Genomic DNA, 23,637 nt, shown 5'->3' with positions numbered 1-23,637 from the left:
ATGGTAGGGCCTGCGAACTGGAAACTAGCAGTGATAGTTAAAAGCGGGGGACCGAGTAGGGACCCGCCGAGAACATCGACAAGTCGACCGTGGGCAGTCCCGGCCTTCTCAAGGCCGGACTCTCCGCTTTCTGAGTACGCAGGTGAGTACGGGAGCGGAGGTCGCGCGGGCCGTAACGGCCGATGCTGACCGACATGAGTGAAACACCGGTCAAGCAGCAGAACACGGCGGCGTTCTACGGACAGGCCGTCGCATCCTTCGCGGTCGCCCTGGCGGCCGTCAGCCTCGGCATCCTGTACCTCGACGCCAACGCCTGGGTGCGGAGCTTCCTGGCGATCGCCGTCCTCTACCTCACCACCTCGGCGTTCACGCTGGCCAAGGTGATCAGGGACCGTCAGGAGGCGGGTCAGATCGTCAGCCGCGTCGACCAGGCCCGGCTGGAGAAGATGCTCGCCGAGCACGACCCCTTCCAGAAGCAGCTCTGAGTCACGGAAGCCGCGCCAGGGCTCTAAGCGCTTGCTCACCTTCGAGGTATGGTGTGCGTTCTGATGAACAGAAGGAGCGAGCGATGAGCACGGCGGAGGACACGGCCGGCGAGGACATGCCGTGGGACGAGGTCACGCCCGAGGCGGCCAGAAAGCTTCTCGTCGCCGCCGTCGAGGCCTTCGCCGAGCGCGGCTACCACGCGACGACGACCCGCGACATCGCCGGCCGTGCCGGGATGAGCCCGGCCGCGCTCTACATCCACTACAAGACCAAGGAAGAGCTGCTCCACCGGATCAGCCGGATCGGGCACGACAAGGCCCTGGAGATCCTTTCGGCGGCGGCCGGCACGGAGGGCACGCCCTCCGAGCGGCTCGCCGACGCCGTCAGTTCCTTCGTCCGCTGGCACGCCGGGCGGCACACCACCGCGAGGGTCGTCCAGTACGAACTCGACGCGCTCTCCGCCGACCACCGCACCGAGATCATTGAACTGCGCCACCGCAGCGACGCCGTCGTACGCGGCATTCTGCGCGAGGGAGTCGAGGCCGGGGAGTTCGACGTCCCTGATGTGCCGGGCACCACGGTCGCCGTGCTGTCGCTCTGCATCGATGTGGCGCGCTGGTTCAACACGAAGGGCCGCAGGACGCCCGACGAGGTCGGCGCGCTCTACGCCGACCTCGTCCTGCGCATGGTTTCCGCTCCGAAGCAGTCCGGCAGCAGTAGTCCGGGAGCGGTGTCGGACGCTCAGAAGTAGTTCGGACGCTCAGAAGTAGTAGCGGGACACCGACTCGGCCACGCAGGCCGGCTTGTCGCCGCCCTCGCGTTCCACCGTGACGAGGGCGGTCACCTGCACACCGCCGCCCGCCTCCTCGACGCTCTGCAGGACCGCCGACGCGCGCAGCCGCGAGCCGACGGGCACGGGGGAGGGGAAACGGACCTTGTTCGTCCCGTAGTTGATGCCCATCTTCATGCCCTCGACGCGCAGGATCTGCGGGACGAGCGTCGGCAGCAGCGACAGCGTCAGATAGCCGTGCGCGATCGTCGTGCCGAAGGGGCCGCCCGCCGCCCGCTCCGGGTCCACATGGATCCACTGGTGGTCACCGGTGGCATCGGCGAAGAGGTCGATCCGCTTCTGCTCGATCTCCAGCCAGTCGCTGTGCCCCAGCTGCTCGCCGACTCCGGCGCGCAGTTCATCGGCGGAGGTGAAGATCCTCGGCTCAGCCATGTCCCTGGTCCCTGCCTCTCAAGCGTTCAACAGCTCTTCTCCGAGCCCTTGTCTAAGCGCTTGCTCAGCATGGTTGGGCGGGCGCGGTCCTGTCAACGGATGACCAGTAGGGTTCGAGGAGTGCCACAGATTCCCGAGAAGATCCACGAGCTCACGGTCGGCCAGCTGTCGGCGCGCAGCGGTGCCGCCGTGTCCGCCCTGCACTTCTACGAGTCCAAGGGTCTGATCAGCAGCCGCCGGACCAGTGGAAACCAGCGCCGCTACGGAAGGGACGCGCTGCGCCGCGTCGCCTTCGTGCGGGCCGCCCAGCGGGTCGGAATCCCGCTCGCCACCATCAGGGACGCGCTCGCCGAACTGCCCGAGGAGCGCACGCCCGACCGGGAGGACTGGGCCCGGCTGTCCGAGGCCTGGCGTACCGGGCTCGACGAGCGCATCCGGCAGCTCGGCCGGCTCCGCGACCATCTCACCGACTGCATCGGCTGTGGCTGTCTCTCGCTGGAGACCTGTGTGCTGTCCAACCCGGACGACGTCTTCGGCGAGCGGATGGCCGGCTCGCGGCTGCTGCCGGAGCGCCGGCGCGCGATGTGAAAGGTGGGCCCGCACCCCCGTGCCGGGCCCACCCAGATCCTGTCCGCCGTTCCTACTCGTACTCCGTGCCGCCCTTGCGGGTCAGATACGCGGGGCTGACCGCCTTGGCGATCGCCCTGCCGCCCACCACCGGGCTGTAGCGCTCGGTGGCCGGACGGATCACGACGCCCTCGCGCAGATGCAGCTCGCGCCCGGACACGCTCTCCCGTCCGCTCGCCAGCTCCAGCACCTTCTCGATGTCGTACGGGCCCTCGTACAGCCGTGGCACCAGGGGCAGTTCACCCTCCAGCAGCCCGGCCGGGTCCAGCCATCGGACCTGGCCGTCGATCTCGGCCGACACGTCGAAGACGGCGTAACCCAGCGCCTCGGAGCGAGCGTCGGCACCGTAGACGAGGTCCTGCACCCCGGCGCCGTACACCTCGCCGAAGAGCCCGACCCGGCTCGCCCCCAGCTTGGCGGCGAGGCGCGCCGCGACGGCCGGGACGTCATGGCCGAGGATCGCCCGCCAGTACAGATTCCGCGGGTCCTCCTTCAGCGCCAGGCCCTTGGACCCGAAGCCCTTGGACGACACCTGCACGCGCCCGCCGTCCGGATCGCCCTCGGCGCTGCCGCCCGCCACGCTGTACGTCATCAGGCAGGCCGAACCGTGCAGCTTCTCGGTCAGCACCACGGGCTCGCCCGGCTCGAAGATCTCCGGGTAGCGCTGGATGTTCTCGATGTCCACCCACGGCAGCAGGTCCGGCGCCCTCTCCACGTCGCCGTCCATCGTGGGCGGGATGGGCGGTGCCCACTTGGTGATCGAGAGCAGCTCCGCGAAGTCCGTGCCGTCGGCGGCCGCCTGCGCGAGATCGATGTCCGCGACCGCCCGCGGCCGGCACACGATGCCCTGCGACAGCTCCCCGCGCAGCCGCACCGCCTTGACCCGGTCGGACGCCCTTCCGGCCAGCCGCCCCGTCAGCCCCAGCTCCTCGATCAACTCCGTGGGGAGCACGGCCTGCTCGGGGATGTAGACGGCGATGTCACCACTGCGGTACGCACCCTTGGCGACGACGGCGCGGTAGAGACCCACCTGGGCCAGCTCGAGCGCGTCGGCGTTCGGGTGCTCGTGGACGGTCAGCAGTTCGGCGGTGACGCGCAGCGTCGACATGTCAGGGCTCCTCGGGTGCGGTTCGCATCGACCCCACTGTGCGTGCCGGGAATCCCTCTGGGCCACTCAATATTGCCTCTGGTACCGTCCCCCGGTTCGGTCTGCGGGACTGTGATCGCCCCATGCCGTCAGGAGCGGGCGTCGGCCAGGACGCGCGGCGACAAGGCGTCGTCCCCTCACGCCACCGACGCCAGGTCCTTGCGCCCGGCCCGCTTCGCCGCCGCCACGGCCTCGGACGTCAGAACGGGCTGCGGCACGACGATGCCGCAGCCCCTGCACACCGGCCCGAACCACGGCTCATGGGCGAGATCCTGCCGCCATACGATGCTGGTTCCCTCGCACACCGGGCAGGCCGCTCCCGCGTCCGTCCCCAGCGCGGAGATCAGTCGGCGCAGCACCTCGCCGAGCGCGCCCGAAGGATGGGCGGCCGGGGTGTCGCAGCGCGCGACACCGTTCCCGCCCCAGGTCCGGCGGTGCCAGTCGTCGATGGAGCCGGGCCGTCGCCGTCCGTCGTGCTTCTCGCGCTTGCGGCGGTCCGCGAAACTTTCCTCGTACGCGAGCCAGACGGCCCGCGCCTCTTCCAGTTCATCGAGCGCGGCCACCAGCCGCGCCGGATCGGGCGCCCTGTCCTCGGGCTCGATGCTGTGCCTGCCGCACAGATGATCCCAGGTTGCCCGGTGCCCATAAGGGGCAAACCGCTCAAGGCACTTCCGTAGCGAATAGCGCCTGAGCGCCAGATCGCACCGCGGATCGCGCACCTGTCTGGCAAGACTCCGGAAACCGGCCATCGCACTGCCACCTCCGTCGCTGGTACATCGACGTCAAAGAGTGGACGTACGAGTACCCGATCCGGCTCCATCGAAAATTCGATGACGGTCATCAGGACATCGCCCGGCGCGCGCTCGCACCCGTGCGCCCATCGGAAAAGGTGACGCATCTTCACCTCGCTCGCGAGTCCTACCGCCAGTAACGCCCGACGCCCGCACGGGCGCCCGGCGATTCAGCGCCCGATGCGGCCCGCGGCGAGCACCACCCGGGCCAGCTCCGCATGACAGATGTCGCTGTGCGCACCCGACGGCGGCCCGCCGCGCCGGACCACCGACGCCGTGTCCACACTGACGCAGCCCGAGCCCGGTATCCCGTCGCGCAGCGCCTCGTCCAAGGTCAGCCGCGGTGTCCGCGGGACGGCCTGGATGCCGTCGTGGCCCATCGCCCACCACCGTTTGTCGAGTCCGGCCGCGGTCGCCGAGTCCCCGGCCAGACTCGACGCCAGCGGGTAGATCACCCCGAGCGCGCTGTCGTGCCGCGAATAGCAGGCGACCACCGGCCCGTCGACCCGATGATCCATGGTGCACAGGGCGCCGCCGGTGTGCGGTGCGTGCGGCAGACTCGATGCGAACGCATAGTGGGAAAAGGCTCCCTGAAGGAGCGTCAGTGATTTCACGTTGCGTGCGCCGTCGGGCAGTCCGCGCAGCGCGAACGAGACCAGCCGGGCCCCCTGACTGTGCCCGACCAGATGCACGCGCACAGTGGGGGAGGACCGCGCGAGCTGCCCGAGCAGCGGCCCGAGCCCCAGCTCGCCGACCGTCCCGGCGCGCCGCTTCATCGCGTAGTACGTGGTCTGCCGCAGTAGCTCCTTCGCGCCCTTCCACACCGTCTTGAGCCCGCCGCCGAGCGAGAAGGAGGGTGCGGCGGGCTTCTCAGTCACCGCTCCGGTCTCGTCCAGTGCCAGGCTGAACCTGCGGCACATGGCGAGGGTGTTCTCGTACAGCACGGCCGGGGGGCTCTGCTCGTCCTGCGGCAGATCGTCCGTGAAGCGAGCCTCCAGGCCGCCGGGCGGCACCTCCGCCAACTGCCGTGCCAGCATGCCGAACTCCGCGAACGCCGCCTCCGACTCGGGCTGTTCGTCGAGCAGTTGGGCCAGGCGCTCCACCGTCTCCGTGTGTCCCGGGAAGAGTTCGGTCAGGGCGTCCTGGGTGGCCTTGTCCAGGCGGGCCTCCACAGGCGCGACGGCCGAGGGCCTGAAGTCGGGGATCGGCTCGTCCGTGAAACGCATCGACGGCCACACGACACCCACGTACCCCAGCCGCACCCCCGGCGAGTGCGCCAGCAGCCCCGGGAAGGGTGCGAAGAAGGCGGAGTACAGCTGGGCGGCGACCGAGGGCGAGTTGTTCCACCCGTGGGCGAACATCACCAGATCGGTGACATCCGTTTCCGCCAATCGGTCACGCTGCCCGGCGTTGACATCGCCGTCCGCGTCGAAGGTGATTTCCCGGTACGGCCGCACGCTCATCTCCGGCATGACCTGCCCCTCCCCGTTACCGTCCCCTGTTCGAACAGCATCCTGCGCGGGGGGAGGGAGGGCCATACCTATGACACATGTCGGCCATTGTCGACCTGGACCGGTCGCATACGGTCCCCGGTCAGTACCGCAGATATCCCTTCCGTACGGCCCTGAACGCGGCAAGGTCGCCCTGCCACGCCCCCACGACCTCGTCCGTCCCGGCGCCCGCGTCGATCATCGTGCGTACGTTCGCCGAGCCCGTCAGCTTGTCGATCCAGTTGTCCGGCCGCCAGGCGAAGCCGCTCCAGGTCCGCTTCGCCGTCACCAGCAGCGCGATCCCCGTGCGCACCGGGTCGTACGACGTCCGGTCGTGGATGTGCAGTTGGACCCCGCCGATCGTCCTGCCCTGGAACTTGGAGAACGTCGGGGCGAAGTACGCCTCGCGGAAGCGGACGCCCGGCAGCTCCAGGGCGTTCGCGGCCTGAGCCCAGCGGCGGTCGATGCCCTCGGCGCCGAGCAGCTCGAACGGCCGTGTCGTGCCGCGCCCCTCCGAGAGGTTCGTCCCCTCGAACAGGCAGGTACCCGAGTAGACGAGCGCGGTCTGAGGCGTCGGCATATTGGGGCTCGGCGGCACCCACGGCAGGCCCGTGTCGTCGAAGAAGTCCGAACGCCGCCAGCCCGACATCCGTACCGTCTCCAGTTCAACCGGCTTCGTCAGGAACTCGTCGTTGAACAGCCGCGCCAGCTCGGTCACGGTCATGCCGTGCGCCTGCGCGATCGGCTCGCGGCCCACGAAGGTCGCGAAGGCCTTGTCGAGCACGGGGCCGAGGGCGGCCCGCCCGGTCACCGGGTTCGGCCGGTCCAGCACCACGAAGCGCTTGCCCGCGAGCGCGGCCGCCTGCATGCAGTCGTAGAGCGTCCAGATGTACGTGTAGAAGCGGGCGCCGGCGTCCTGGATGTCGAAGACGATCGTCTCCACGCCCGACGCGGTGAAGATGTCGGCGAGCGGCTGCCCGCTCTTGAGATACGTGTCATAGACGGGCAGCCCGGTCGCCGGGTCGTCGTAGCGGCCCTCGGAACCGCCCGCCTGCGCCGTGCCCCTGAAGCCGTGCTCGGGGCCGAAGACGGCGACGAGGTTCACCCGCTCGTCCGCGTGCATCACATCCACGATGTGACGGACGTCCCGGGTGATCCCGGTCGGGTTGGTGACCAGCCCGACCCGCTGCCCGGACAGCTGCGCGTAGCCGTCGGCGGCCAGCCGGTCGAATCCGGTACGGACCCGGCCGCGGCCCGAGTGGGCGGCCGTGGGTGACGCGCCCGCGGCGAGCGCGCCCACCGCGCCGCCCGCGGCCAGTAAACCCCGTCTGGACAGGCTCATCGGGCTACCTCCGTGATCGCCTTCGGTACCGCCGTCTGTCATGGCCACGCACGCTGGGGCGTGTTGTGGAAGTCCCGCCTGCCCCGCGACGCCTGGCACGCACACCCGCGATGTTGTCGGAGTCGCCCCAGTAACGCCAGTACGAGGGCGATCCTCCGCGGAACGCTGCGGAACGCTGCGGAACGGACCGGGCGCGCCGCCCCACTCCGTCCCTCCCCCTTCCCTCGCTACATACCGACCGGTTAGTCTGCGTGGATGGCCGGCACGCGGAGAGGCGGAGCTTGATGAGTACGGTGCAGGGAGCTGGGGTTGTGGTTACGGGCGCGGGCGGCGGTATTGGTGCCGCACTCGCCCGCCGGTTCGCGGCGGAGGGTGCCCGCGTCGTGGTCAACGACCTCGACCCGGCAAGGACCAAGGCGATCGCCGACGAGATCGGCGCGACCGCGGTCCCCGGTGACGCGTCCGAGATCGTGGACGCGGCCCGCGACGCGCTGGACGGCACCGTGGATGTCTACTGCGCCAACGCCGGTCTCGCCTCGCCCGGTGACGCCTTCGCCGACGAAGCGGTCTGGGGCGCGGCCTGGGACGTCAATGTCATGGCGCACGTCCGCGCGGCCCGCACCCTGCTGCCCGACTGGCTTGAGCGCGGCAGCGGCCGCTTCGTGTCCACCGTCTCCGCGGCCGGACTGCTCACGATGGTGGGTGCCGCCCCGTACAGCGTCAGCAAGCACGGCGCGTACGCCTTCGCCGAGTGGCTCTCGCTCACCTACCGCCACCGCGGCCTCAAGGTCCACGCGATCTGCCCCCAGGGCGTGCGTACGGACATGCTCACGGCGGCCGGATCGGCGGGCGAGCTCGTCCTCGCCCCGACCGCGATCGAGCCCGAGGACGTCGCGGACGCGCTGTTCGAGGGCATCGAGGCCGACCGCTTCCTGATCCTGCCGCACCCCGAGGTCGCCGGGTACTACCAGGCCCGCGCCGCCACCCCGGAGCGCTGGCTCACCGGCATGAACCACATCCAGCAGAAGTGGGAAGGTGCCGGCCAGTGACCTCGATCTACGCCGCCAAGCCGTGGCTCTCCCAGCTCAGTGCGGCCCAGCGGGCCGACATCACGCCGCCCGCGACCGTCGTGCACTCCTTCCGGGCCGCCGTCGACCGCGCACCCGATCACACCGCCCTCGCCTACTTCGACGGGCGGCTGACCTACCGCGAGACCGACGCGCTGTCCGACTCCGTCGCGGGCCATCTCGCCTCGCGCGGCATCGAGCGCGGCGACCGCGTCGCGATCATGCTCCAGAACACCCCGCACTTCGTGATCGCGCTGCTCGGCGCCTGGAAGGCCGGCGCCACCGTCGTACCGCTCAACCCGATGTACAAGTCGGCCGAGGTCGCGCACGTACTGGCCGACGCCGACGTCACCGCGCTGATCTGTTCGGACCGCGCCTGGGAGACGTATCTGCGCGAGAGCGCCGCCGGTTCGTCCGTACGAATCGCCCTCACCGCCTGCGAACTCGATCTGCAGACCCGCAACGACGAACGGGTCCTGGGCTTCGAACGGCTGACACCGCCGGCCGACGCCGACGATCTGGTGGCCGTGGCCCGGAAGGGTCTCCCCGCGCCGTCGGAGCGTCAACTCGCCGCCACCGACGTGGCTTTGATCAGCTACACCTCCGGCACCAGCGGCACCCCCAAGGGCGCCATGAACCTCCACGGCGGCATCACCTACAACGCCGAGCGCCAGCGCACCGGCCACCCGGTGCCCGAGGGTGCCTGCTACTTCGCCCTCGCGCCCCTCTTCCACATCACCGGCATGGTCTGCGAACTCGCCGCGTGCATCGCCAACGCGGGCACCCTCGCCCTCGCATACCGCTTCGACGCGGGCGTCGTCCTCGACGCCTTCACCGAGCACCGGCCCGCCTACACCGTCGGCCCCTCGACCGCCTTCATGGCACTCGCCGCCCACCCCGCCGCCACCCGCGAGCACTTCGACTCCTTCCAGGTGATCTCATCGGGCGGTGCCCCGGTGCCGCCCGCACTGGTCGAGAAGTTCCGTGCCGGCTTCGGCCCTTACCTCCGCAACGGCTACGGACTCACCGAGTGCACCGCCCCCTGCGCCTCCGTTCCCCCGGAGAAGGAGGCCCCGGTCGACCCGGCATCCGGCACCCTCTCCGTCGGCATCCCGGGCCCGGACGCGATCGTCCGGATCGTCGACGAGAAGGGGGCCGACGTGCCCTTCGGCGAGCCGGGCGAGATCGCGGTCAGCGGCCCCCAGGTGGTGCCCGGCTACTGGAAACTGCCCGAGGCCACCGCCGAGGCCTTCCCGGACGGCGAGCTGCGCACCGGCGACATCGGCTTCATGGACGCGCAGGGCTGGCTGTACGTCGTCGACCGCAAGAAGGACATGATCAACGCCTCCGGTTTCAAGGTGTGGCCGCGCGAGGTCGAGGACGTCCTCTACACGCACCCGGCGGTGCGCGAGGCGGCCGTCGTCGGAATACCCGACGACTACCGCGGGGAGACGGTGAAGGCGTACGTCAGCCTGCGCCAGGGGTCTGCCGCGGAACCGGACGAAATCTCCGCGTACTGCGCGGAACGACTGGCTGCGTACAAATACCCGCGCGAAGTGGAGATCCTGCCGGAGCTGCCGAAGACCGCAAGTGGGAAGATCCTCAGGCGGGAACTGCGTTCCCAGGCGTAGAACCGCGGAATTGAACGAAAGGCAGGTGGCGGCAATGGCCAGGACGACGGACGGCAACGGCACCCCCGTCCCGCAGAGGCTGCTGGCCGCCGCCACCCGGCTCTTCGCGGAGCGCGGCTACGACCGGACCTCTGTGCAGGAGATCGTCGAAGCGGCCGGCGTCACCAAGGGAGCGCTCTACCACTACTTCGGCTCCAAGGAAGACCTGCTCCAGGAGGTCTACTCCCGGATGCTCCGCCTCCAGCAGGAGCGGCTCGACGCGTACGCGGAGGCCGACGAGCCGGTGGAGGAGCGGCTGCGGGGCGCGGCGGCCGATGTGGTCGTGACGACGATCGACAACCTCGACGACGCCGCGATCTTCTTCCGGTCCATGCACCACCTGAGCCCGGAGAAGCACAAGCAGGTACGCGCGGAGCGCCGCCGCTACCACGAGCGGTTCCGCGCGCTGGTCGAGGAGGGCCAGCAGAGCGGGGTGTTCTCCTCGGCGACCCCCGCGGACCTGGTCGTGGACTACCACTTCGGCTCGGTCCACCACCTGTCGACGTGGTACCGCCCGGACGGCCCGCTCACGCCCCAACAGGTCGCGGACCACCTGGCCGACATGCTCCTCCGCGCCTTGCGCCCGTAGGGCCCGGGCCCTTGTCGGGGCTCCGCCCCGAACCCCGCGCCTCAATCGCCGGCGGGGCCGGAAATCCAGCCCGTCCGGCGACTGAGGACACAGGGGTCCCGGGGGCCCGGCAAGCTACAGGTACTTCTTCAACTCCCGCCGCGCCAGCGACCGCTGATGCACCTCGTCCGGCCCGTCCGCCAGCCGCAGCGTCCGCGCCCCCGCCCACAGTTCCGCCAGCGGAAAGTCCTGGCTGACCCCGCCCGCGCCGTGCACCTGGACCGCCTTGTCGAGGATGTCCACCACCGCCCGCGGCGTCGCGATCTTGATCGCCTGGATCTCGGTGTGCGCCCCGCGGTTGCCGGCCGTGTCCATCAGCCAGGCCGTCTTCAGCACCAGCAGCCGCAGCTGCTCGACCGTGACGCGCGCGTCCGCGATCCAGTTCTGTACGACTCCCTGCTGGGCGATCGCCTTGCCGAAGGCCTCACGGGACACGGCCCGCCTGCACATCAGCTCGATCGCCCGCTCGGCCATGCCGATCAGCCGCATGCAGTGGTGGATGCGGCCCGGGCCCAGCCGCGCCTGGGCGATCGCGAAGCCGCCGCCCTCCTCGCCGATGAGGTTCGACGCGGGCACCCGTACATCGGAGAAGACGATCTCCGCATGGCCGCCGTGCGAGTGGTCCTCGTAGCCGTACACCTGCATGGCCCGCCGCACCTCGAGGCCGGGGGTGTCCCGCGGTACCAGAATCATCGACTGCTGGCGGCGGATGTCCTCGCCGTCCGGGTCGGTCTTGCCCATCACGATGAAGATCTTGCAGTCGGGGTTCATCGCCCCGGAGATGTACCACTTGCGGCCGTTGATGACGTAGTCGTCACCGTCCCGGTCGATCCGCGTCTGGATGTTCGTCGCGTCGGACGAGGCGACCTCGGGCTCGGTCATCGCGAACGCCGACCGGATCTCCCCGGCGAGCAGCGGCTCCAGCCACTGCTTCTTCTGCTCGTCGGTGCCGAACTGCGCGAGCACCTCCATGTTCCCGGTGTCGGGAGCGGCACAGTTCAGCGCGGTCGGCGCCAACTGGGGGCTCCGGCCGGTGATTTCGGCCAGCGGGGCGTACTGCAGATTCGTCAGCCCGGCGCCGTGCCCGGCATCGGGCAGGCTGTGCTGGTCCACAAAGAACAGGTTCCACAGACCCTGCTTGCGCGCCTCGGCCTTCAGTTCCTCCACGATCACCGGCTGGTCCCACGGCGAGGCCAGCAGCTGCCGCTGCTCGTGCGCGATCGCCTCGGCCGGGTAGACGTGCTCGTCCATGAAGGCGAGCAGCTTGGCACGCAGCTCTTCGGTACGGGCGTCGAATGCGAAGTCCATGGGGTACTCAGCCTTCCTGAAGGGTGGTGAGGCCGTGCTCGATGAAGAGGGGGACGAGATCGCCCATCCGGTCGAAGCCGGCTCCGACGGTCTGGCCGAGGGTGTAGCGGTAGTGGATGCCCTCGAGGATCACGGCGAGCTTGAACCAGGCGAAGGCCGTGTACCAGGAGATGGCGGAGGTGTCGCGGCCGGAACGCGCGGCGTACCGCTCGATCAGCTCGGCGGCCTCCGGGTGGCCCGCGGCCCCCGCGGTCGTGCTGATCGGGGAGTCGGGCAGCTCCAGCCTGGCGCTGTACATCACCAGCAGCCCGAGATCGGTCAGCGGGTCGCCGAGGGTCGACATCTCCCAGTCGAGTACGGCCTTGATCCGGTCGTCGTCGCCGAGCAGGACGTTGTCCAGCCGGTAGTCGCCGTGGATGACGGTCGGCGTGGATGAGGCGGGCAGCGAGCGGCCGAGCGCGGCGTGCAGCTCGTCGATGCCGGCGAGTTCGCGGTTGCGGGACGCGTCGAGCTGCTTGCCCCAGCGCCGCAGCTGCCGGTCGAGGAAGCCCTCGGGCCGGCCGAAGTCGCCCAGACCCACCGACTCCGGGTCCACCGCGTGCAGATCGACGAGGGTGTCGAGAAGGCCGAGCACCGCGCCCCGGGTGCGCTCGGGGCCGAGCGGGGCGAGTTCCTCGGCCGTGCGGTACGGAGTGCCGTCCACGAACTCCATGACGTAGAAGGACGATCCGATCACCGACTCGTCCTCGCACAGCAGCACCGGCTCGGGCACCGGTACGGCGGTCGGGTGAAGCGCGCTGATCACCCGGTGCTCGCGCTTCATGTCGTGCGCGGTGGCCAGCACATGCCCGAGCGGTGGCCTGCGCACGACCCAGCGGCCGGTGCCGTCGGTGACGGAGTACGTGAGGTTGGAGCGGCCGCCCTGGATCAGCCGGGCGCTGAGCGGTCCGCTCACCAGACCCGGCCGCTCGCGGTCGAGATAACCGCGCAGCTGCCCGGGATCGAGGCCTGGCGGGGGAACTGAGCTCATCGTGGGCACCTCCGGGGGCGGAAGAACGGATCCCGCCCATGATGACCGACCAGTCGGTATGTCGTCCAGCGTGCTCACCGAACCCGGGCCTGGATCACAGTCCGGGGGTCACATCCGTGGGCGAGGTTCACATGGAGGAGCGCGCCTCGAAGGGCCCTTTGTCGGGTCGGGCCTGCGGCGTCGGGCCCGCCCGGGTGCGGGCCGCGCTCAGGCGTGGCAGGCCACCGGTACGCCGCCGTTCATCGCCGCCATGTCGGCGAACACGGCCACGGCATCGAGCGGCGACCCCGCCGGCTTCCCGTCGAGCTCCGCGTACGCCCGGTGCAGATTCGCCACCAGCCGCTCGCTCTCCCGCAGTTCGGCGAAGACCCCGAGATCCGCCTCGCGCGCCGCCTCCAGCGGGGTGCGCCCCTTGCCGTACGCCTCCTGGGCCAGCTCGGCGACGTACCGCAGATAGCGCTCCGTGGCCTCGTACGCGGACGGGCCGGTGATCGGGCCGTGTCCGGGGACCACCGTCGTGGCGTCGAGCGAGCGCAGTACCTCCAGGGCCCGCAGGGACCCGCTCAGCGAGCCCATGGGCACGAAGGGTGTGCCGCCCTGGAAGATCAGGTCCCCGGTGAAGACCACCCGCTGCCGGGGCAGATGCACGATCGTGTCGCCGATGGTGTGCGCGACGCCGGGGTGGATGAGCCGTACCTCGATGTCTCCCACGTGGACGGTGAGACGGTCGTTGTACGTCACGGTCGGCGCGGTGATCCTGATGTCGCCGAAGTCGGTCTGCGGCCACATCAGATGGAGCTGATGGCCGGCCGCGAGCACCTCGCTGCGGCAGGAGTCGTGCCCGATCACCATGGCCTCTGGCAGGAAGACGCCATTGCCGTACGTGTGATCGCCGTGGTGGTGCGTATTGACGACGGTACGGGGGAGCGGGACGCCGCTCGCCAGGACCGCCTCGCGCAGCGCCCGTGCCCGCCGTTCGGTGGCCGCGGTGTCGATGAGGATGGTCGATTCCCCGTCGCTGATGAATCCCGCGTTGTTCAGGCACCAGCCGCCGTCCGGCTGGACGTAGGCGTGCGCTTCAGGCGTGAGCCGGACGGTGTACGGATCCGTGGCGGACAACAGAGCTCCCCGAGTAAAGGCCGAACTGGTCAGTAGGAGACTGCCAGTTGGAGATGGCGCCGGGGAAGCCGGGGCCCGGGCCCCGTGGGCGAGGACCGTGCTCAGTGGTCGTCCCAGTGCCCGTCGTGCTCGGCGTGCCGGTGTCCCTCGTGGACGTAGTCCTGGTGGTCGCCGTGCTGCACGGCGGGGTGCCCGCAGCCGGGGCCGTGATCGTGGACGTGACCGCTGTGCGCGATGTGCTCGCCCGGCTCGCACTCGTCCCAGTGCCCGGAGTGCTCCTTGTGGAGGTGGCCGTCGTGCGCGTAGTCGACGTGGTCGCCGTGCCGGACTTCGGTATGTCCGCAGGCCGGGCCGTGCGTGTGCTCGTGCGTGGGGTGCTCGTGGTGGAGAACGGTCATGAGGCTCACCTTTGGTGTGATTCGTGGCCTTCTGTCCCTCGCAGGCTAGTCCTCGAGACCGGCTCCGCACCCTTCCAGGCTCTGTGCCACGCCCGGGAAGAACACGATGACCCCACGGACCGCCAGGCCCCTCTCCGTCAGACCACCATCGCCACGGCGAACCCTGCCAGGGCAACCGTGCAGGCCACGGCGGCCAGCGCGGCGGGCACCGACATCGCCGGAGGCCTCGGCCCGCTGCCCAGAGCCAGCACCCGCCGGTGGGCGACGCGCAGAAACCCCAGCCACACCAGCGCACTGCACGCCACCGCGACAAACCCGGCCGCGCTCAGATCGCCGCCCGCCACCTGCCTGGCCGCCAGCACCGCCGCCACGGTGAACGCCAGCGTCGTCCTGCGCCAGGCCAGCCGGGTCCGCTCGGGCTGCAGCCCCGGATCGCGCTCCGGGGCAACGGCGTCCGTGTTCAACGCCCTTCCCAGCCGAAGAGCACGACGACCACCATGGCCACCGCGACGACCGCGACCACCAGGCTCAGCACGGTCGGGAACCGGGAGACGGGCAGGTCCTCGCCGCGCCGCATCGCCCGCTCGCAGCGCACCCAGTGATTGACCGCCCGCAACGCACACAGCACCCCGGCGCCGAGCAGCCCCAGCGCCATTCCGGCGCGTACTCCCCAGGCCAGATCGGGCAGGAACTGGTCGACGGCGAAGCCGCCGCCGATGAGCGCGAGAGCCGTACGGAGCCAGGCGAGGAAGGTCCGCTCATTGGCGAGCGAGAACCGGTAGTCGGGGGTCTCGCCCTCCTCGCTCACACGCTGGGGCGCGAACCACAGCCGCAGGCTCCGCACGAAGTCGCTCACAGGCCCGACTCCCGCAGCCGCTGCCACGCCGCCAGGCCGTCCGGCACCCACTCCCACTCGCCGAGCCGCCGTTCGAGTTCTTCCTCGGGGAGGAAGTCGTGCCAGGCGACCTCCTCCGCCTGAGGGTGTACCGGCAGCTCGCAGCGGACCTCGTACACCGCCGACCACCAGCTGTGCTCGCCGTTGTCGTAGAGGAACTTGAACAGCGGCACGGGCCGGGGGAGTCCGGAGACCCCGAGCTCCTCCTCCGCCTCGCGCAGCGCCGCGGCGTCGTACGACTCGCCCGTGCCGACGACTCCGCCCACGAACATGTCGTACAGCGAAGGGAAGACCAGCTTCGTCGAGGTCCGCCGGTGGACGAAGATCCGGCCCTCCGCGTTCCTGACGAGGATGAACGCGCAGCGGTGGCGCATCCCGCGCGCGTACGCCTCGCCGCGCGGGGCCTGGCCGATCACCTCGTCGTTCTCGTCGACGATGTCCAGGATTTCGTCAGCGGGGGTCATGACCCCATCCAATCACCGGGTCGGACAGCCGCGCTCCGCCGACACCTTGACGAGTTACTGGCCCGTACCGAAGATCAGAGCCATCGCAGTCCGGCTCCCCGACAAGGATGGAACCCATGGCGTACGACGCTGATGTGATCGTGATCGGGGCAGGGCTCGCGGGCCTGGTGGCCACCGCGGAGCTCGTCGATGCCGGGCGCAAGGTCATCCTGCTCGACCAGGAGCCCGAGCAGTCGATCGGCGGGCAGGCGCACTGGTCCTTCGGCGGGCTGTTCTTCGTCGACTCGCCCGAGCAGCGCCGGATGCGGATCAAGGACAGCCGGGAGCTGGCGTACCAGGACTGGCTCGGCACGGCCGGCTTCGACCGTGACGAGGACCGGTGGCCGCGCAAGTGGGCCGAGGCGTACGTCGACTTCGCCGCCGGCGAGAAGCGGTCCTGGCTGCACGCCCAGGGCATGCGGTTCTTCCCGGTCGTCGGCTGGGCCGAGCGCGGCGGCTACGACGCCACCGGGCACGGCAACTCCGTACCGCGCTTCCACATCACCTGGGGGACGGGCCCCGGCGTCGTCGCCCCCTTCGAGCGGCGGGTCCGTGAGGGCGTCGCCCGCGGCCTCGTCCAGCTGAGGTTCCGCCACCGCGTCACCGGGCTGACCGGCAGCGCGGGCGCGCTGGACACCGTGAGCGGCGAGGTACTCGAAGCCTCCGACGCCGAGCGCGGCACCGCGAGCAGCCGCGAGGTGGCGGGGGCCTTCGAGTTCCGGGCGCAGGCGGTGATCGTCACCTCGGGCGGCATCGGCGGCAACCACGACCTCGTACGCGCCCAGTGGCCCGAGCGGCTGGGCACCCCGCCCGCGAAGATGCTCTCCGGCGTCCCCGCGCACGTCGACGGGCTGATGCTCGGCATCGCGGAGCGCGCGGGCGCGAGCCGCATCAACGGCGACCGTATGTGGCACTACACCGAGGGCATCGAGAACTGGAACCCGATCTGGGCCAAGCACGGCATCCGGATCCTGCCGGGGCCGTCCTCGCTCTGGCTGGACGCGCGCGGCAAGCGGCTGCCCGTCCCCCTCTTCCCCGGCTTCGACACCCTGGGCACGCTCGAGCACATCATGAAGTCCGGCCACGACTACACCTGGTTCGTGCTCGACCAGAAGATCATCGGCAAGGAGTTCGCGCTGTCGGGCTCCGAGCAGAACCCGGACCTGACGGGCAAGTCGGTCCGCGACGTCATCGGGCGCGCGCGGGCGGATGTGCCGGGCCCGGTGAAGGCCTTCATGGACAACGGAGTCGACTTCGTCGTCGAGAACGACCTTTCGGCGCTCGTACGGGGCATGAACGCGCTCACCAAGGAGGCGCTGATCGACGAGGCGGAACTGCGGCGCGAGATCACCGCGCGGGACCGGGAGATCAAGAACCCGTTCACAAAGGACCTCCAGGTGACGGCGATCCGCGGGGCGCGCAAGTACCTCGGCGACAAGCTCATCCGCACGGCGGCGCCGCACCGCATCCTCGACCCGAAGGCGGGCCCGCTGATCGCCGTCCGGCTGAACATCCTCACCCGCAAGTCGCTCGGCGGTCTGGAGACCGACCTGTCCTCGCGGGTACTCGGCGATGACGGCGAGCCGCTGGCGGGTCTGTACGCGGCGGGCGAGGCCGCCGGATTCGGCGGCGGCGGGGTGCACGGCTACCGCTCGCTGGAGGGCACGTTCCTGGGAGGCTGCATCTTCTCGGGCCGGGCGGCGGGGCGCGCGGCGGCGAGGGCGGTGGCGTAGCCGGGGCTCTGCCCCGGACCCCGCGCCTCAATCGCAGGCGAGGCTGGAGTATCCAGTAGGGGAACGCCCCCCGGTCACCGCAACACGCGGAACCGCTCCGCCACCACCCACGTCTCGTCGTCCACCACGAACCCCCCGTCCCCCAGCGCCTCCCGCATCTCCTCCCCCTGCCAGAACCGCTCATGCGCCGCCCGCCACTCCGCCACCGACCCGTACCCCTCGCCCTCGTCCAGCGCGTGCTGCAGATCGACCTCGCCGAGCCGCAGTACCCGCACCTCCGTCAGCTCGATCACCGCCACCTCGCGGCCCTCCGAGTCGATCAGCGCCGACCGTTCGCCGACCGGCGGCAGCTCCTCGTTCTCCGCCTCGTACTCCGCGAGGAGCCCGGTCGTCGAGACCTTCCGGCCGGACAGCACTGCGGCCACCAGCTGGTCGCGCAGCGGCCCGGGAAAGGCCAGCAGGAACGGCTTCAGCTGTTCACGGTCCTCCGAGTCACGGTTCTTCATGCGCCGAGTGTGACGGAAGTCTGACGTGCCCCCGCTTCTCCTGGCTTCTCGGAGCCCGGAGTGTTCGAATCGATGGGTGACCTCACACCACTCCGATACGGAGGGCGTGCCCGTCGGCCGCCGTCTGGTGCTCTCCATGCTCGGGCTCGGCGCGGCCGGCTTCGCCGCCGCGCCTTATCTGCAGCGCGGCCTCGAATCCTTCCTCGGCTCGGCCGCCGGCAGCGACCCGACCGGTCTGACCGGGCTGCTGCCCAACGGCGGCGGCTTCCGCTACTACTCGGTCGCCTCCTCCGTACCGCACAAGAACGAGCAGAACTACCGGCTGAAGGTGGACGGACTGGTCGACCGCCCGGCGACGTACACCCTCGACGCCCTGCGCAGGCTGCCGCAGACCCGCGTCGTGCGGGACGTCCAGTGCGTCACCGGCTGGCGGGTTCCCTCCACCCCCTTCGCCGGCGTCAAGCTCTCGTTGCTGCTGGACGCCGCAGGCGTACGCCCGGGAGCCAAGGCGATCCGTTTCACCTGCTTCGACGGCACGTACAGCGAGAGTCTCACCCTCCCGCAGGCCCGCCGCGACGATGTGCTGGTCTGCCTGCAGATGCAGGACAAGCCGGTCACTCACTCCCACGGCGGTCCGGTCCGGCTCTATGTCGCGCCCATGTACTTCTACAAGTCGGCGAAATGGCTCTCCGGGATCTCCGTCACCTCCGACGTACAGCCCGGTTACTGGGAGGAGCGGGGATATGACGTCGACGCCTGGGTCGGCCGGTCCAATGGCCGCAGTGACACCCCCACCGTCTGAACGGCCCGCGCGGGTACGGCGGTTCAGCCGTGCCGAGCGCTGGGTGCACCGTACGACCGCCGGGTTGATGCTGCTGTGCGTGGCGACGGCGGCCGCGCTCTACGTACCCCAGATCGCCGAACTCGTCGGCCGCCGCCATCTCGTGGTCACCGTCCACGAGTGGTCGGGGATCCTGCTCCCCGCGCCTTTCCTGCTCGGTCTCGCCTCGCGCGCCTTCCGCAAGGATCTGCGCCGGCTCAACCGCTTCGGGCCGCACGACCGCACCTGGCTGCGCGCGGCCCGGCGGCGCGACCATCGTGCCGAGTCCCGTCCGGCTGGCAAGTTCAACGCCGGGCAGAAGGTCTACGCGGCGTGGATCGCCGGCGCCGTGCTGCTGATGCTCGGCACCGGGCTGCTGATGTGGTTCACCTCGCTCGCCCCGATCGTGTGGCGGACGAGCGCGACCTTCATCCACGACTGGCTGTCGCTGGCCGTCGGCATCGTGCTCGCTGGGCACATCGCAATGGCGCTCGCCGACCCGGAGTCACGCAGGGGGATGCGTACCGGGTCGGTCGAGCGCCATTGGGCGAAGCGGGAACACCCGCTGTGGCTGGAGGACGAGTGACAGCAGCAGGACGAAGCCGAGACCGGTCACGGAGAGTGATCGTTTCGGTGGCGTCCGCTGCCGGCGTCCCGACGCTGAGACTGGTCACGGTGGCGATTCCTCAGCTCTCGAGCCGGCGCAGCGAGGCGACGGCCCGTTCGATGATTTCTTCGGGGGTGCCGGACACGTCGACGGCGACGCCCGCCTCGTCGCTTCCCAGCGGCTGAAGCGTGGCGAACTGCGAGTCCAGCAGCGCGGCGGGCATGAAGTGCCCCTTGCGCTCGGACATCCGCTGTTCGATGAGCGCCCGGTCGCCGGTGAGGTGGAGGAAGACGGCATCCGGCGCCGCGGCCCGGAGCCGGTCGCGGTAGACCCGCTTGAGCGCGGAGCAGGCGACCACTCCGCCGAGGCCCGCCCGGCCGTGCGCCCACTGCCCTATGGCATCGAGCCAGGGCAGCCGGTCCGCGTCGTCCAGCGGGATGCCGGCGGACATCCTGGCGATGTTCGCCGGGGGATGGAAAACGTCTCCCTCGGCGTACGGGACGCCCAGGGTGTCGGCGAGCAGGGGGCCGATCGTGGTCTTGCCGGTCCCTGCCACGCCCATCACCACGACGACGTGGGGGGTGCTCATTACGTGCCTCGCTGTCTGCGCTGTCTTCGTCGACATCGGTCCGTCGCGCTACTGAAACCCATTAGGTATGACGTATTCAAGATGTTGAGACATAAACGTCATACTTTTCGTTGTCGAACCGTGGCCCGTAGTCTTGTCGCATGACCACAGAAGGCCCGGGGCTCCACACCCACGTTCTGGACACCCTCGGCCTCGCGATCACGGCCGGCGAGTATCCGCAGGGCAGCGTCCTGCGCACCGACGAAGTGGCGCAGCGCTTCGACGTCTCGCGCACCGTCGTACGCGAAGTGGTCAGGGTCCTGGAGTCGATGCACCTGGTGGCGTCCCGGCGCCGGGTCGGCGTGACCGTGCGCCCCGCCGAGGAGTGGAACGTCTACGACCCGCGCGTCATCCGCTGGCGACTGGCCGGCACCGACCGCCCGCGCCAGCTGCGCTCACTGACCGTGCTGCGCTCGGCCATCGAGCCGGTGGCGGCGGGGCTCGCCGCCCGCAACGCCACACCTGAGCAGTGCGCCGAGCTCACCGAGTGCGCGCTGGGCATGGTCGCCACCTCGCGCGGACACCAGGTCGAGGGGTATCTGGAGCACGACAGCGCCTTCCACCGCGTGGTGCTCAACGCCTCCGGCAACGAGATGTTCGCGCGGCTCGGCGATGTGGTCGCCGAGGTCCTCGCAGGCCGGACCCACCATCAGGTCATGTTCGACGACCCCGATCCGGCGGCCGTGACCCTGCATGTCCAGGTGGCCGAGGCGGTCCGCGAGGGCGACGCCGCCCGGGCCGAGGAGATCACCCGCCAGATCACCGTCGGCGCGCTGGCCGAACTGGATGTGCTGGCGCCCTGAGAGGTCCCGCGGCCGCGGCAACGGCCCCCGCGGGAGAGGGCCGTTCCCGTCGCCGTCAGTCGCCGTGACAGTCCATAGTGGTGGTCGGTTTACGTGCGAAGAAGGGCAGGTTCTCGATGTCGCAGCAGGTGCAAGGCGTGATCGCGCCCGGCAGGAACGAGCCGGTACGGATCGAGACGATCATCGTCCCCGATCCCGGCCCCGGTGAGGCCGTGGTGCAGGTGCAGGCGTGCGGGGTCTGCCACACCGATCTGCACTACAAGCAGGGCGGGATCAACGACGACTTCCCCTTCCTCCTCGGCCATGAGGCCGCGGGCGTGGTGGAGTCGGTCGGCGACGGCGTCACGGATGTCGCTCCCGGCGACTTCGTCGTACTCAACTGGCGTGCTGTGTGCGGCCGTTGTCGTGCCTGTCGGCGGGGCCGCCCGCAGTACTGCTTCGACACCCACAACGCCCGGCAGAAGATGACCCTCACCGACGGCACCGAGCTCTCCCCGGCACTCGGCATCGGAGCCTTCGCCGAGAAGACCCTGGTCGCGGCCGGCCAGTGCACCAAGGTCGACCCGGCGGTCTCCCCGGCCGTCGCGGGCCTGCTGGGCTGCGGAGTGATGGCCGGCATCGGCGCCGCCATCAACACCGGCCAGGTCGGCCGCGGCGACTCGGTCGCCGTCATCGGCTGCGGCGGCGTCGGTGACGCCGCCGTTGTCGGCGCACGCCTGGCGGGCGCGGCCCGGATCATCGCCGTCGACATCGACGACCGCAAGCTCGAGACGGCGAAGGCGATGGGTGCGACGCACACCGTCAACTCCCGCTCCACCGACCCCGTCGAGGCGATCCGCGAACTCACCGGAGGCTTCGGCGCGGACGTCGTCATCGAGGCGGTCGGCCGCCCCGAAACGTACGAACAGGCCTTCTACGCCCGGGACCTGGCCGGCACGGTCGTCCTCGTCGGCGTTCCGACCCCCGAGATGAAGCTGGAACTGCCGCTCCTCGACGTCTTCGGCCGCGGCGGTGCCCTCAAGTCCTCCTGGTACGGCGACTGTCTGCCGCCCCGCGACTTCCCGATGCTCATCGACCTCCACCAGCAGGGCCGCATCGACCTGGGCGCGTTCGTCACCGAGACCATCGGACTCGGCGACATCGAGAAGGCCTTCGCCCGGATGCACGAGGGCGACGTACTGCGTTCGGTGGTGCAGCTCTGATGAACCCCCGAAACTGCAGGATTGACCACCTGGTCACCTCCGGCACCTTCTCGCTCGACGGCGGCACCTGGGACGTCGACAACAACGTCTGGATCGTCGGCGACGAGCGGGAGGCGATCGTCATCGACGCAGCCCACGACGCCCAAGCCATCGAGGCCGCACTGGACGGCCGTACGCTGCGCGCCATCGTCTGCACCCACGCCCACAACGACCACATCGACGCCGCCCCCGCGCTCGCCGCGGCCACCGGCGCGCCCATCCTGCTGCACCCCGACGACCTGCCGCTGTGGAAGCAGACGCACCCCGGGCGCGCCCCCGACGGCGAACTGGCCGACGGCCAGGAGCTGGAGGTGGCCGGCACCCGGCTGCGCGTGCTCCACACCCCCGGCCACGCCCCCGGCGCCGTCTGCCTCCACGCCCCCGAGCTGTCCACGGTCTTCACCGGCGACACGCTCTTCCAGGGCGGCCCCGGTGCCACCGGCCGGTCCTTCTCGCACTTCCCGACGATCATCGACTCGATCCGCGGCCGGCTGCTCACGCTGCCGCCGCGGACGGTGGTGCGCACCGGCCACGGCGACCCGACCACAATCGGCGACGAGTCTGACCACCTGCAGGAATGGATTCAACGTGGCCACTGAGTCAGCCGCAGCCGACTCTCGAAGCGGTACGGCTCTCCCGTCACCGGGTCGGTGAACTCCAGCACCCTCGCCAGGAGTTGCAGGGGACGGGCGTAGTCGTCGGGCTCGGCCTCCAGGACGAGCGGATAGAGCGGGTCGTCCAGGATCGGCAGCCCCAGGCTGTTCATATGGACCCGCAACTGATGGGTACGGCCGGTGGCCGGCAGCAGCCGGTACCGGCCGAGCCCGCCGCGATGCTCCACCAGCTCGATCCGGCTCTCGCTGTTCGGCTCGCCCGCCACCTCGCGGGCGGCCAGCACGCCGCGCTCCTTCTCGATGCGGCTGCGTACGGTACGAGGCAGCGCCACCGCGGGGTCGTACGGCGCCACCGCCTCGTACTCCTTGCGCACCTGCCGGTCCCGGAACAGCGTCTGGTACGCGCCGCGGTCCCCGGGCCTCACGGCAAAGAGCACAAGCCCCGCCGTCAGCCGGTCGAGCCGGTGTGCGGGCTGCAGCTCCGGCAGCTCCAGATCGCGGCGCAGCCGGGCGACAGCCGTCTCGGTGATGTGCCGGCCGCGCGGAGTGGTCGCGAGGAAGTGGGGCTTGTCGGCGATCACGAGCCGCTCGTCGCGGTGGACGATCCCGATCTCGAACGGGACGCGCTCCTCGGCGGCGAAGTCCCGGTGGAACCAGAGAAACCGGCCCGCGGTGTACGGCTCGTCGGCGGCGACCGGACCGTCCGTGCCGACGATGCGCCCCTCCCGGAACATCGCCTCGACCGTCCCGGCCCCGATGGCGTCGGCGTACCGCCACAGGAGATGGTCGCCCACCGTCTCCCAGAGCCCGTCCGGATCGGCGGGCAGCCGCAGCCGCACCGGGTCGATCCCGTGGCGCTGGGGGAGCGGCGCCGGCGGGGCGTGGTGTCTGCGTCTCACCGACGTGACCCTATGCCCAGCGACGTTCGCCCAACGAAAAGATCCCCACGGGAATCCGTGGGG

27 protein-coding genes are annotated in these 23,637 nt (G+C 70.5%); 12 read left to right on the top strand and 15 right to left on the bottom strand.

Annotation, left to right across the window (positions count from 1 at the left end):
- Positions 1 to 194: 194 nt before the first annotated feature.
- A complete protein-coding gene (locus SLUN_RS08010) occupies positions 195 to 485 on the top strand; it encodes a YiaA/YiaB family inner membrane protein (RefSeq protein WP_108154583.1) in 291 nt (96 codons plus the stop codon).
- A gap of 83 nt (positions 486 to 568) precedes the next feature.
- Positions 569 to 1,237, top strand: a complete 669-nt coding sequence (locus SLUN_RS08005) for a TetR/AcrR family transcriptional regulator (RefSeq protein ID WP_108147837.1) — start codon at positions 569 to 571, stop codon at positions 1,235 to 1,237.
- A 9-nt stretch (positions 1,238 to 1,246) separates the two neighbouring features.
- Here SLUN_RS08005 and SLUN_RS08000 read toward each other — a convergent pair whose 3' ends face one another.
- Positions 1,247 to 1,708, bottom strand: a complete 462-nt coding sequence (locus tag SLUN_RS08000; RefSeq protein WP_108147836.1) for a MaoC family dehydratase — start codon at positions 1,706 to 1,708, stop codon at positions 1,247 to 1,249.
- Between the two features lie 120 nt (positions 1,709 to 1,828).
- On the opposite strand from SLUN_RS08000, the gene soxR reads away from it, so the two are divergent.
- A complete protein-coding gene (soxR, locus tag SLUN_RS07995; RefSeq protein ID WP_306610680.1) occupies positions 1,829 to 2,296 on the top strand; it encodes a redox-sensitive transcriptional activator SoxR in 468 nt (155 codons plus the stop codon).
- Positions 2,297 to 2,348: 52 nt separating this feature from the next.
- On the opposite strand, the gene SLUN_RS07990 is transcribed toward soxR, so the two are convergent.
- The 4 genes from SLUN_RS07990 to SLUN_RS07975 all read right to left on the bottom strand — a co-directional run bounded on the left by SLUN_RS07990 (position 2,349) and on the right by SLUN_RS07975 (position 7,105).
- On the bottom strand, positions 2,349 to 3,443 hold the full coding sequence (locus tag SLUN_RS07990) for an RNA ligase (ATP) (protein WP_108147834.1): 1,095 nt from the start codon (positions 3,441 to 3,443) through the stop codon (positions 2,349 to 2,351).
- Between the two features lie 176 nt (positions 3,444 to 3,619).
- A complete protein-coding gene (locus SLUN_RS07985) occupies positions 3,620 to 4,231 on the bottom strand; it encodes a hypothetical protein (protein WP_108147833.1) in 612 nt (203 codons plus the stop codon).
- A 212-nt stretch (positions 4,232 to 4,443) separates the two neighbouring features.
- Positions 4,444 to 5,745: a serine-threonine protein kinase gene (locus SLUN_RS07980; protein ID WP_254708418.1), complete on the bottom strand. Its 1,302-nt coding sequence runs from the start codon at positions 5,743 to 5,745 to the stop codon at positions 4,444 to 4,446.
- Between the two features lie 121 nt (positions 5,746 to 5,866).
- Positions 5,867 to 7,105 (bottom strand): exo-beta-N-acetylmuramidase NamZ family protein, encoded by a 1,239-nt coding sequence (locus SLUN_RS07975; protein ID WP_108147832.1) that lies wholly within the window; start codon positions 7,103 to 7,105, stop codon positions 5,867 to 5,869.
- Positions 7,106 to 7,389: 284 nt separating this feature from the next.
- Between SLUN_RS07975 and SLUN_RS07970 the strand changes: the two genes are divergently transcribed.
- The 3 genes from SLUN_RS07970 to SLUN_RS07960 are packed head-to-tail and all read left to right on the top strand — an operon-like array spanning position 7,390 to position 10,431.
- Positions 7,390 to 8,154 (top strand): SDR family oxidoreductase, encoded by a 765-nt coding sequence (locus SLUN_RS07970; protein ID WP_108147831.1) that lies wholly within the window; start codon positions 7,390 to 7,392, stop codon positions 8,152 to 8,154.
- Positions 8,151 to 9,803, top strand: a complete 1,653-nt coding sequence (locus SLUN_RS07965) for a class I adenylate-forming enzyme family protein (RefSeq protein ID WP_371413815.1) — start codon at positions 8,151 to 8,153, stop codon at positions 9,801 to 9,803. Before SLUN_RS07970 ends, SLUN_RS07965 begins: the two co-directional genes overlap by 4 nt.
- Positions 9,804 to 9,837: 34 nt before the next feature.
- Positions 9,838 to 10,431 carry a TetR/AcrR family transcriptional regulator gene (locus SLUN_RS07960; protein ID WP_108147829.1) on the top strand — a complete coding sequence of 198 codons (594 nt, stop codon included), beginning with the start codon at positions 9,838 to 9,840 and terminating at the stop codon, positions 10,429 to 10,431.
- 114 nt (positions 10,432 to 10,545) lie between these two features.
- On the opposite strand, the gene SLUN_RS07955 is transcribed toward SLUN_RS07960, so the two are convergent.
- The 7 genes from SLUN_RS07955 to SLUN_RS07925 form a co-directional block, all read right to left on the bottom strand.
- A complete protein-coding gene (locus tag SLUN_RS07955; RefSeq protein WP_108147828.1) occupies positions 10,546 to 11,778 on the bottom strand; it encodes an acyl-CoA dehydrogenase family protein in 1,233 nt (410 codons plus the stop codon).
- 7 nt (positions 11,779 to 11,785) lie between these two features.
- Positions 11,786 to 12,808, bottom strand: a complete 1,023-nt coding sequence (locus SLUN_RS07950; RefSeq protein ID WP_108147827.1) for a phosphotransferase family protein — start codon at positions 12,806 to 12,808, stop codon at positions 11,786 to 11,788.
- A 207-nt stretch (positions 12,809 to 13,015) separates the two neighbouring features.
- Complete coding sequence (locus SLUN_RS07945; RefSeq protein ID WP_108147826.1) at positions 13,016 to 13,927, bottom strand: MBL fold metallo-hydrolase; 912 nt, start codon at positions 13,925 to 13,927, stop codon at positions 13,016 to 13,018.
- Between the two features lie 101 nt (positions 13,928 to 14,028).
- Positions 14,029 to 14,325 carry a hypothetical protein gene (locus tag SLUN_RS07940; protein ID WP_175254950.1) on the bottom strand — a complete coding sequence of 99 codons (297 nt, stop codon included), beginning with the start codon at positions 14,323 to 14,325 and terminating at the stop codon, positions 14,029 to 14,031.
- A gap of 137 nt (positions 14,326 to 14,462) precedes the next feature.
- On the bottom strand, positions 14,463 to 14,789 hold the full coding sequence (locus SLUN_RS07935) for a DUF202 domain-containing protein (RefSeq protein WP_108147824.1): 327 nt from the start codon (positions 14,787 to 14,789) through the stop codon (positions 14,463 to 14,465).
- The gene (locus SLUN_RS07930) at positions 14,786 to 15,181 is read right to left on the bottom strand and encodes a YidH family protein (protein WP_108147823.1); all 396 of its coding nucleotides are present in this window, start codon (positions 15,179 to 15,181) and stop codon (positions 14,786 to 14,788) included. The genes SLUN_RS07935 and SLUN_RS07930 overlap by 4 nt, the downstream gene beginning before the upstream one ends.
- Positions 15,178 to 15,684, bottom strand: coding sequence for an NUDIX hydrolase (locus SLUN_RS07925; protein WP_108147822.1), 507 nt, complete (start codon positions 15,682 to 15,684; stop codon positions 15,178 to 15,180). Before SLUN_RS07925 ends, SLUN_RS07930 begins: the two co-directional genes overlap by 4 nt.
- A gap of 116 nt (positions 15,685 to 15,800) precedes the next feature.
- Between SLUN_RS07925 and SLUN_RS07920 the strand changes: the two genes are divergently transcribed.
- Positions 15,801 to 17,456: an FAD-binding dehydrogenase gene (locus SLUN_RS07920; protein WP_108147821.1), complete on the top strand. Its 1,656-nt coding sequence runs from the start codon at positions 15,801 to 15,803 to the stop codon at positions 17,454 to 17,456.
- A gap of 74 nt (positions 17,457 to 17,530) precedes the next feature.
- Here the strand turns inward: SLUN_RS07920 and SLUN_RS07915 are convergent, their stop codons facing one another.
- Positions 17,531 to 17,962, bottom strand: a complete 432-nt coding sequence (locus SLUN_RS07915) for an ASCH domain-containing protein (protein ID WP_108147820.1) — start codon at positions 17,960 to 17,962, stop codon at positions 17,531 to 17,533.
- Positions 17,963 to 18,098: 136 nt separating this feature from the next.
- Here SLUN_RS07915 and SLUN_RS07910 point away from each other — a divergent pair, with 136 nt between their 5' ends.
- Both SLUN_RS07910 and SLUN_RS07905 read left to right on the top strand, forming a co-directional pair.
- Positions 18,099 to 18,764 (top strand): molybdopterin-dependent oxidoreductase, encoded by a 666-nt coding sequence (locus SLUN_RS07910; protein ID WP_108154581.1) that lies wholly within the window; start codon positions 18,099 to 18,101, stop codon positions 18,762 to 18,764.
- Complete coding sequence (locus SLUN_RS07905; protein ID WP_257153687.1) at positions 18,736 to 19,368, top strand: cytochrome b/b6 domain-containing protein; 633 nt, start codon at positions 18,736 to 18,738, stop codon at positions 19,366 to 19,368. Before SLUN_RS07910 ends, SLUN_RS07905 begins: the two co-directional genes overlap by 29 nt.
- A gap of 100 nt (positions 19,369 to 19,468) precedes the next feature.
- On the opposite strand, the gene SLUN_RS07900 is transcribed toward SLUN_RS07905, so the two are convergent.
- Positions 19,469 to 19,978 (bottom strand): gluconokinase, encoded by a 510-nt coding sequence (locus SLUN_RS07900; RefSeq protein WP_108147818.1) that lies wholly within the window; start codon positions 19,976 to 19,978, stop codon positions 19,469 to 19,471.
- 140 nt (positions 19,979 to 20,118) lie between these two features.
- On the opposite strand from SLUN_RS07900, the gene SLUN_RS07895 reads away from it, so the two are divergent.
- From SLUN_RS07895 to SLUN_RS07885, 3 genes are all read left to right on the top strand, one after another.
- Positions 20,119 to 20,820, top strand: coding sequence for a FadR/GntR family transcriptional regulator (locus SLUN_RS07895; protein WP_108147817.1), 702 nt, complete (start codon positions 20,119 to 20,121; stop codon positions 20,818 to 20,820).
- 116 nt (positions 20,821 to 20,936) lie between these two features.
- Positions 20,937 to 22,022 carry an S-(hydroxymethyl)mycothiol dehydrogenase gene (locus SLUN_RS07890; RefSeq protein WP_108147816.1) on the top strand — a complete coding sequence of 362 codons (1,086 nt, stop codon included), beginning with the start codon at positions 20,937 to 20,939 and terminating at the stop codon, positions 22,020 to 22,022.
- Positions 22,022 to 22,660 (top strand): MBL fold metallo-hydrolase, encoded by a 639-nt coding sequence (locus tag SLUN_RS07885; RefSeq protein WP_108147815.1) that lies wholly within the window; start codon positions 22,022 to 22,024, stop codon positions 22,658 to 22,660. The genes SLUN_RS07890 and SLUN_RS07885 overlap by 1 nt, the downstream gene beginning before the upstream one ends.
- Here the strand turns inward: SLUN_RS07885 and SLUN_RS07880 are convergent.
- On the bottom strand, positions 22,645 to 23,574 hold the full coding sequence (locus tag SLUN_RS07880; protein ID WP_108147814.1) for an RluA family pseudouridine synthase: 930 nt from the start codon (positions 23,572 to 23,574) through the stop codon (positions 22,645 to 22,647). The two genes, SLUN_RS07885 and SLUN_RS07880, sit on opposite strands and share 16 nt — an antisense overlap.
- Positions 23,575 to 23,637 lie beyond the last annotated feature (63 nt).

The organism is Streptomyces lunaelactis (genome assembly GCF_003054555.1).
In the GTDB taxonomy this organism is placed as follows: Bacteria; Actinomycetota; Actinomycetes; order Streptomycetales; family Streptomycetaceae; genus Streptomyces; species Streptomyces lunaelactis.
Note: the sequence above shows the minus strand (reverse complement) of the source record. Positions and strands in the feature narration are given on the sequence as shown.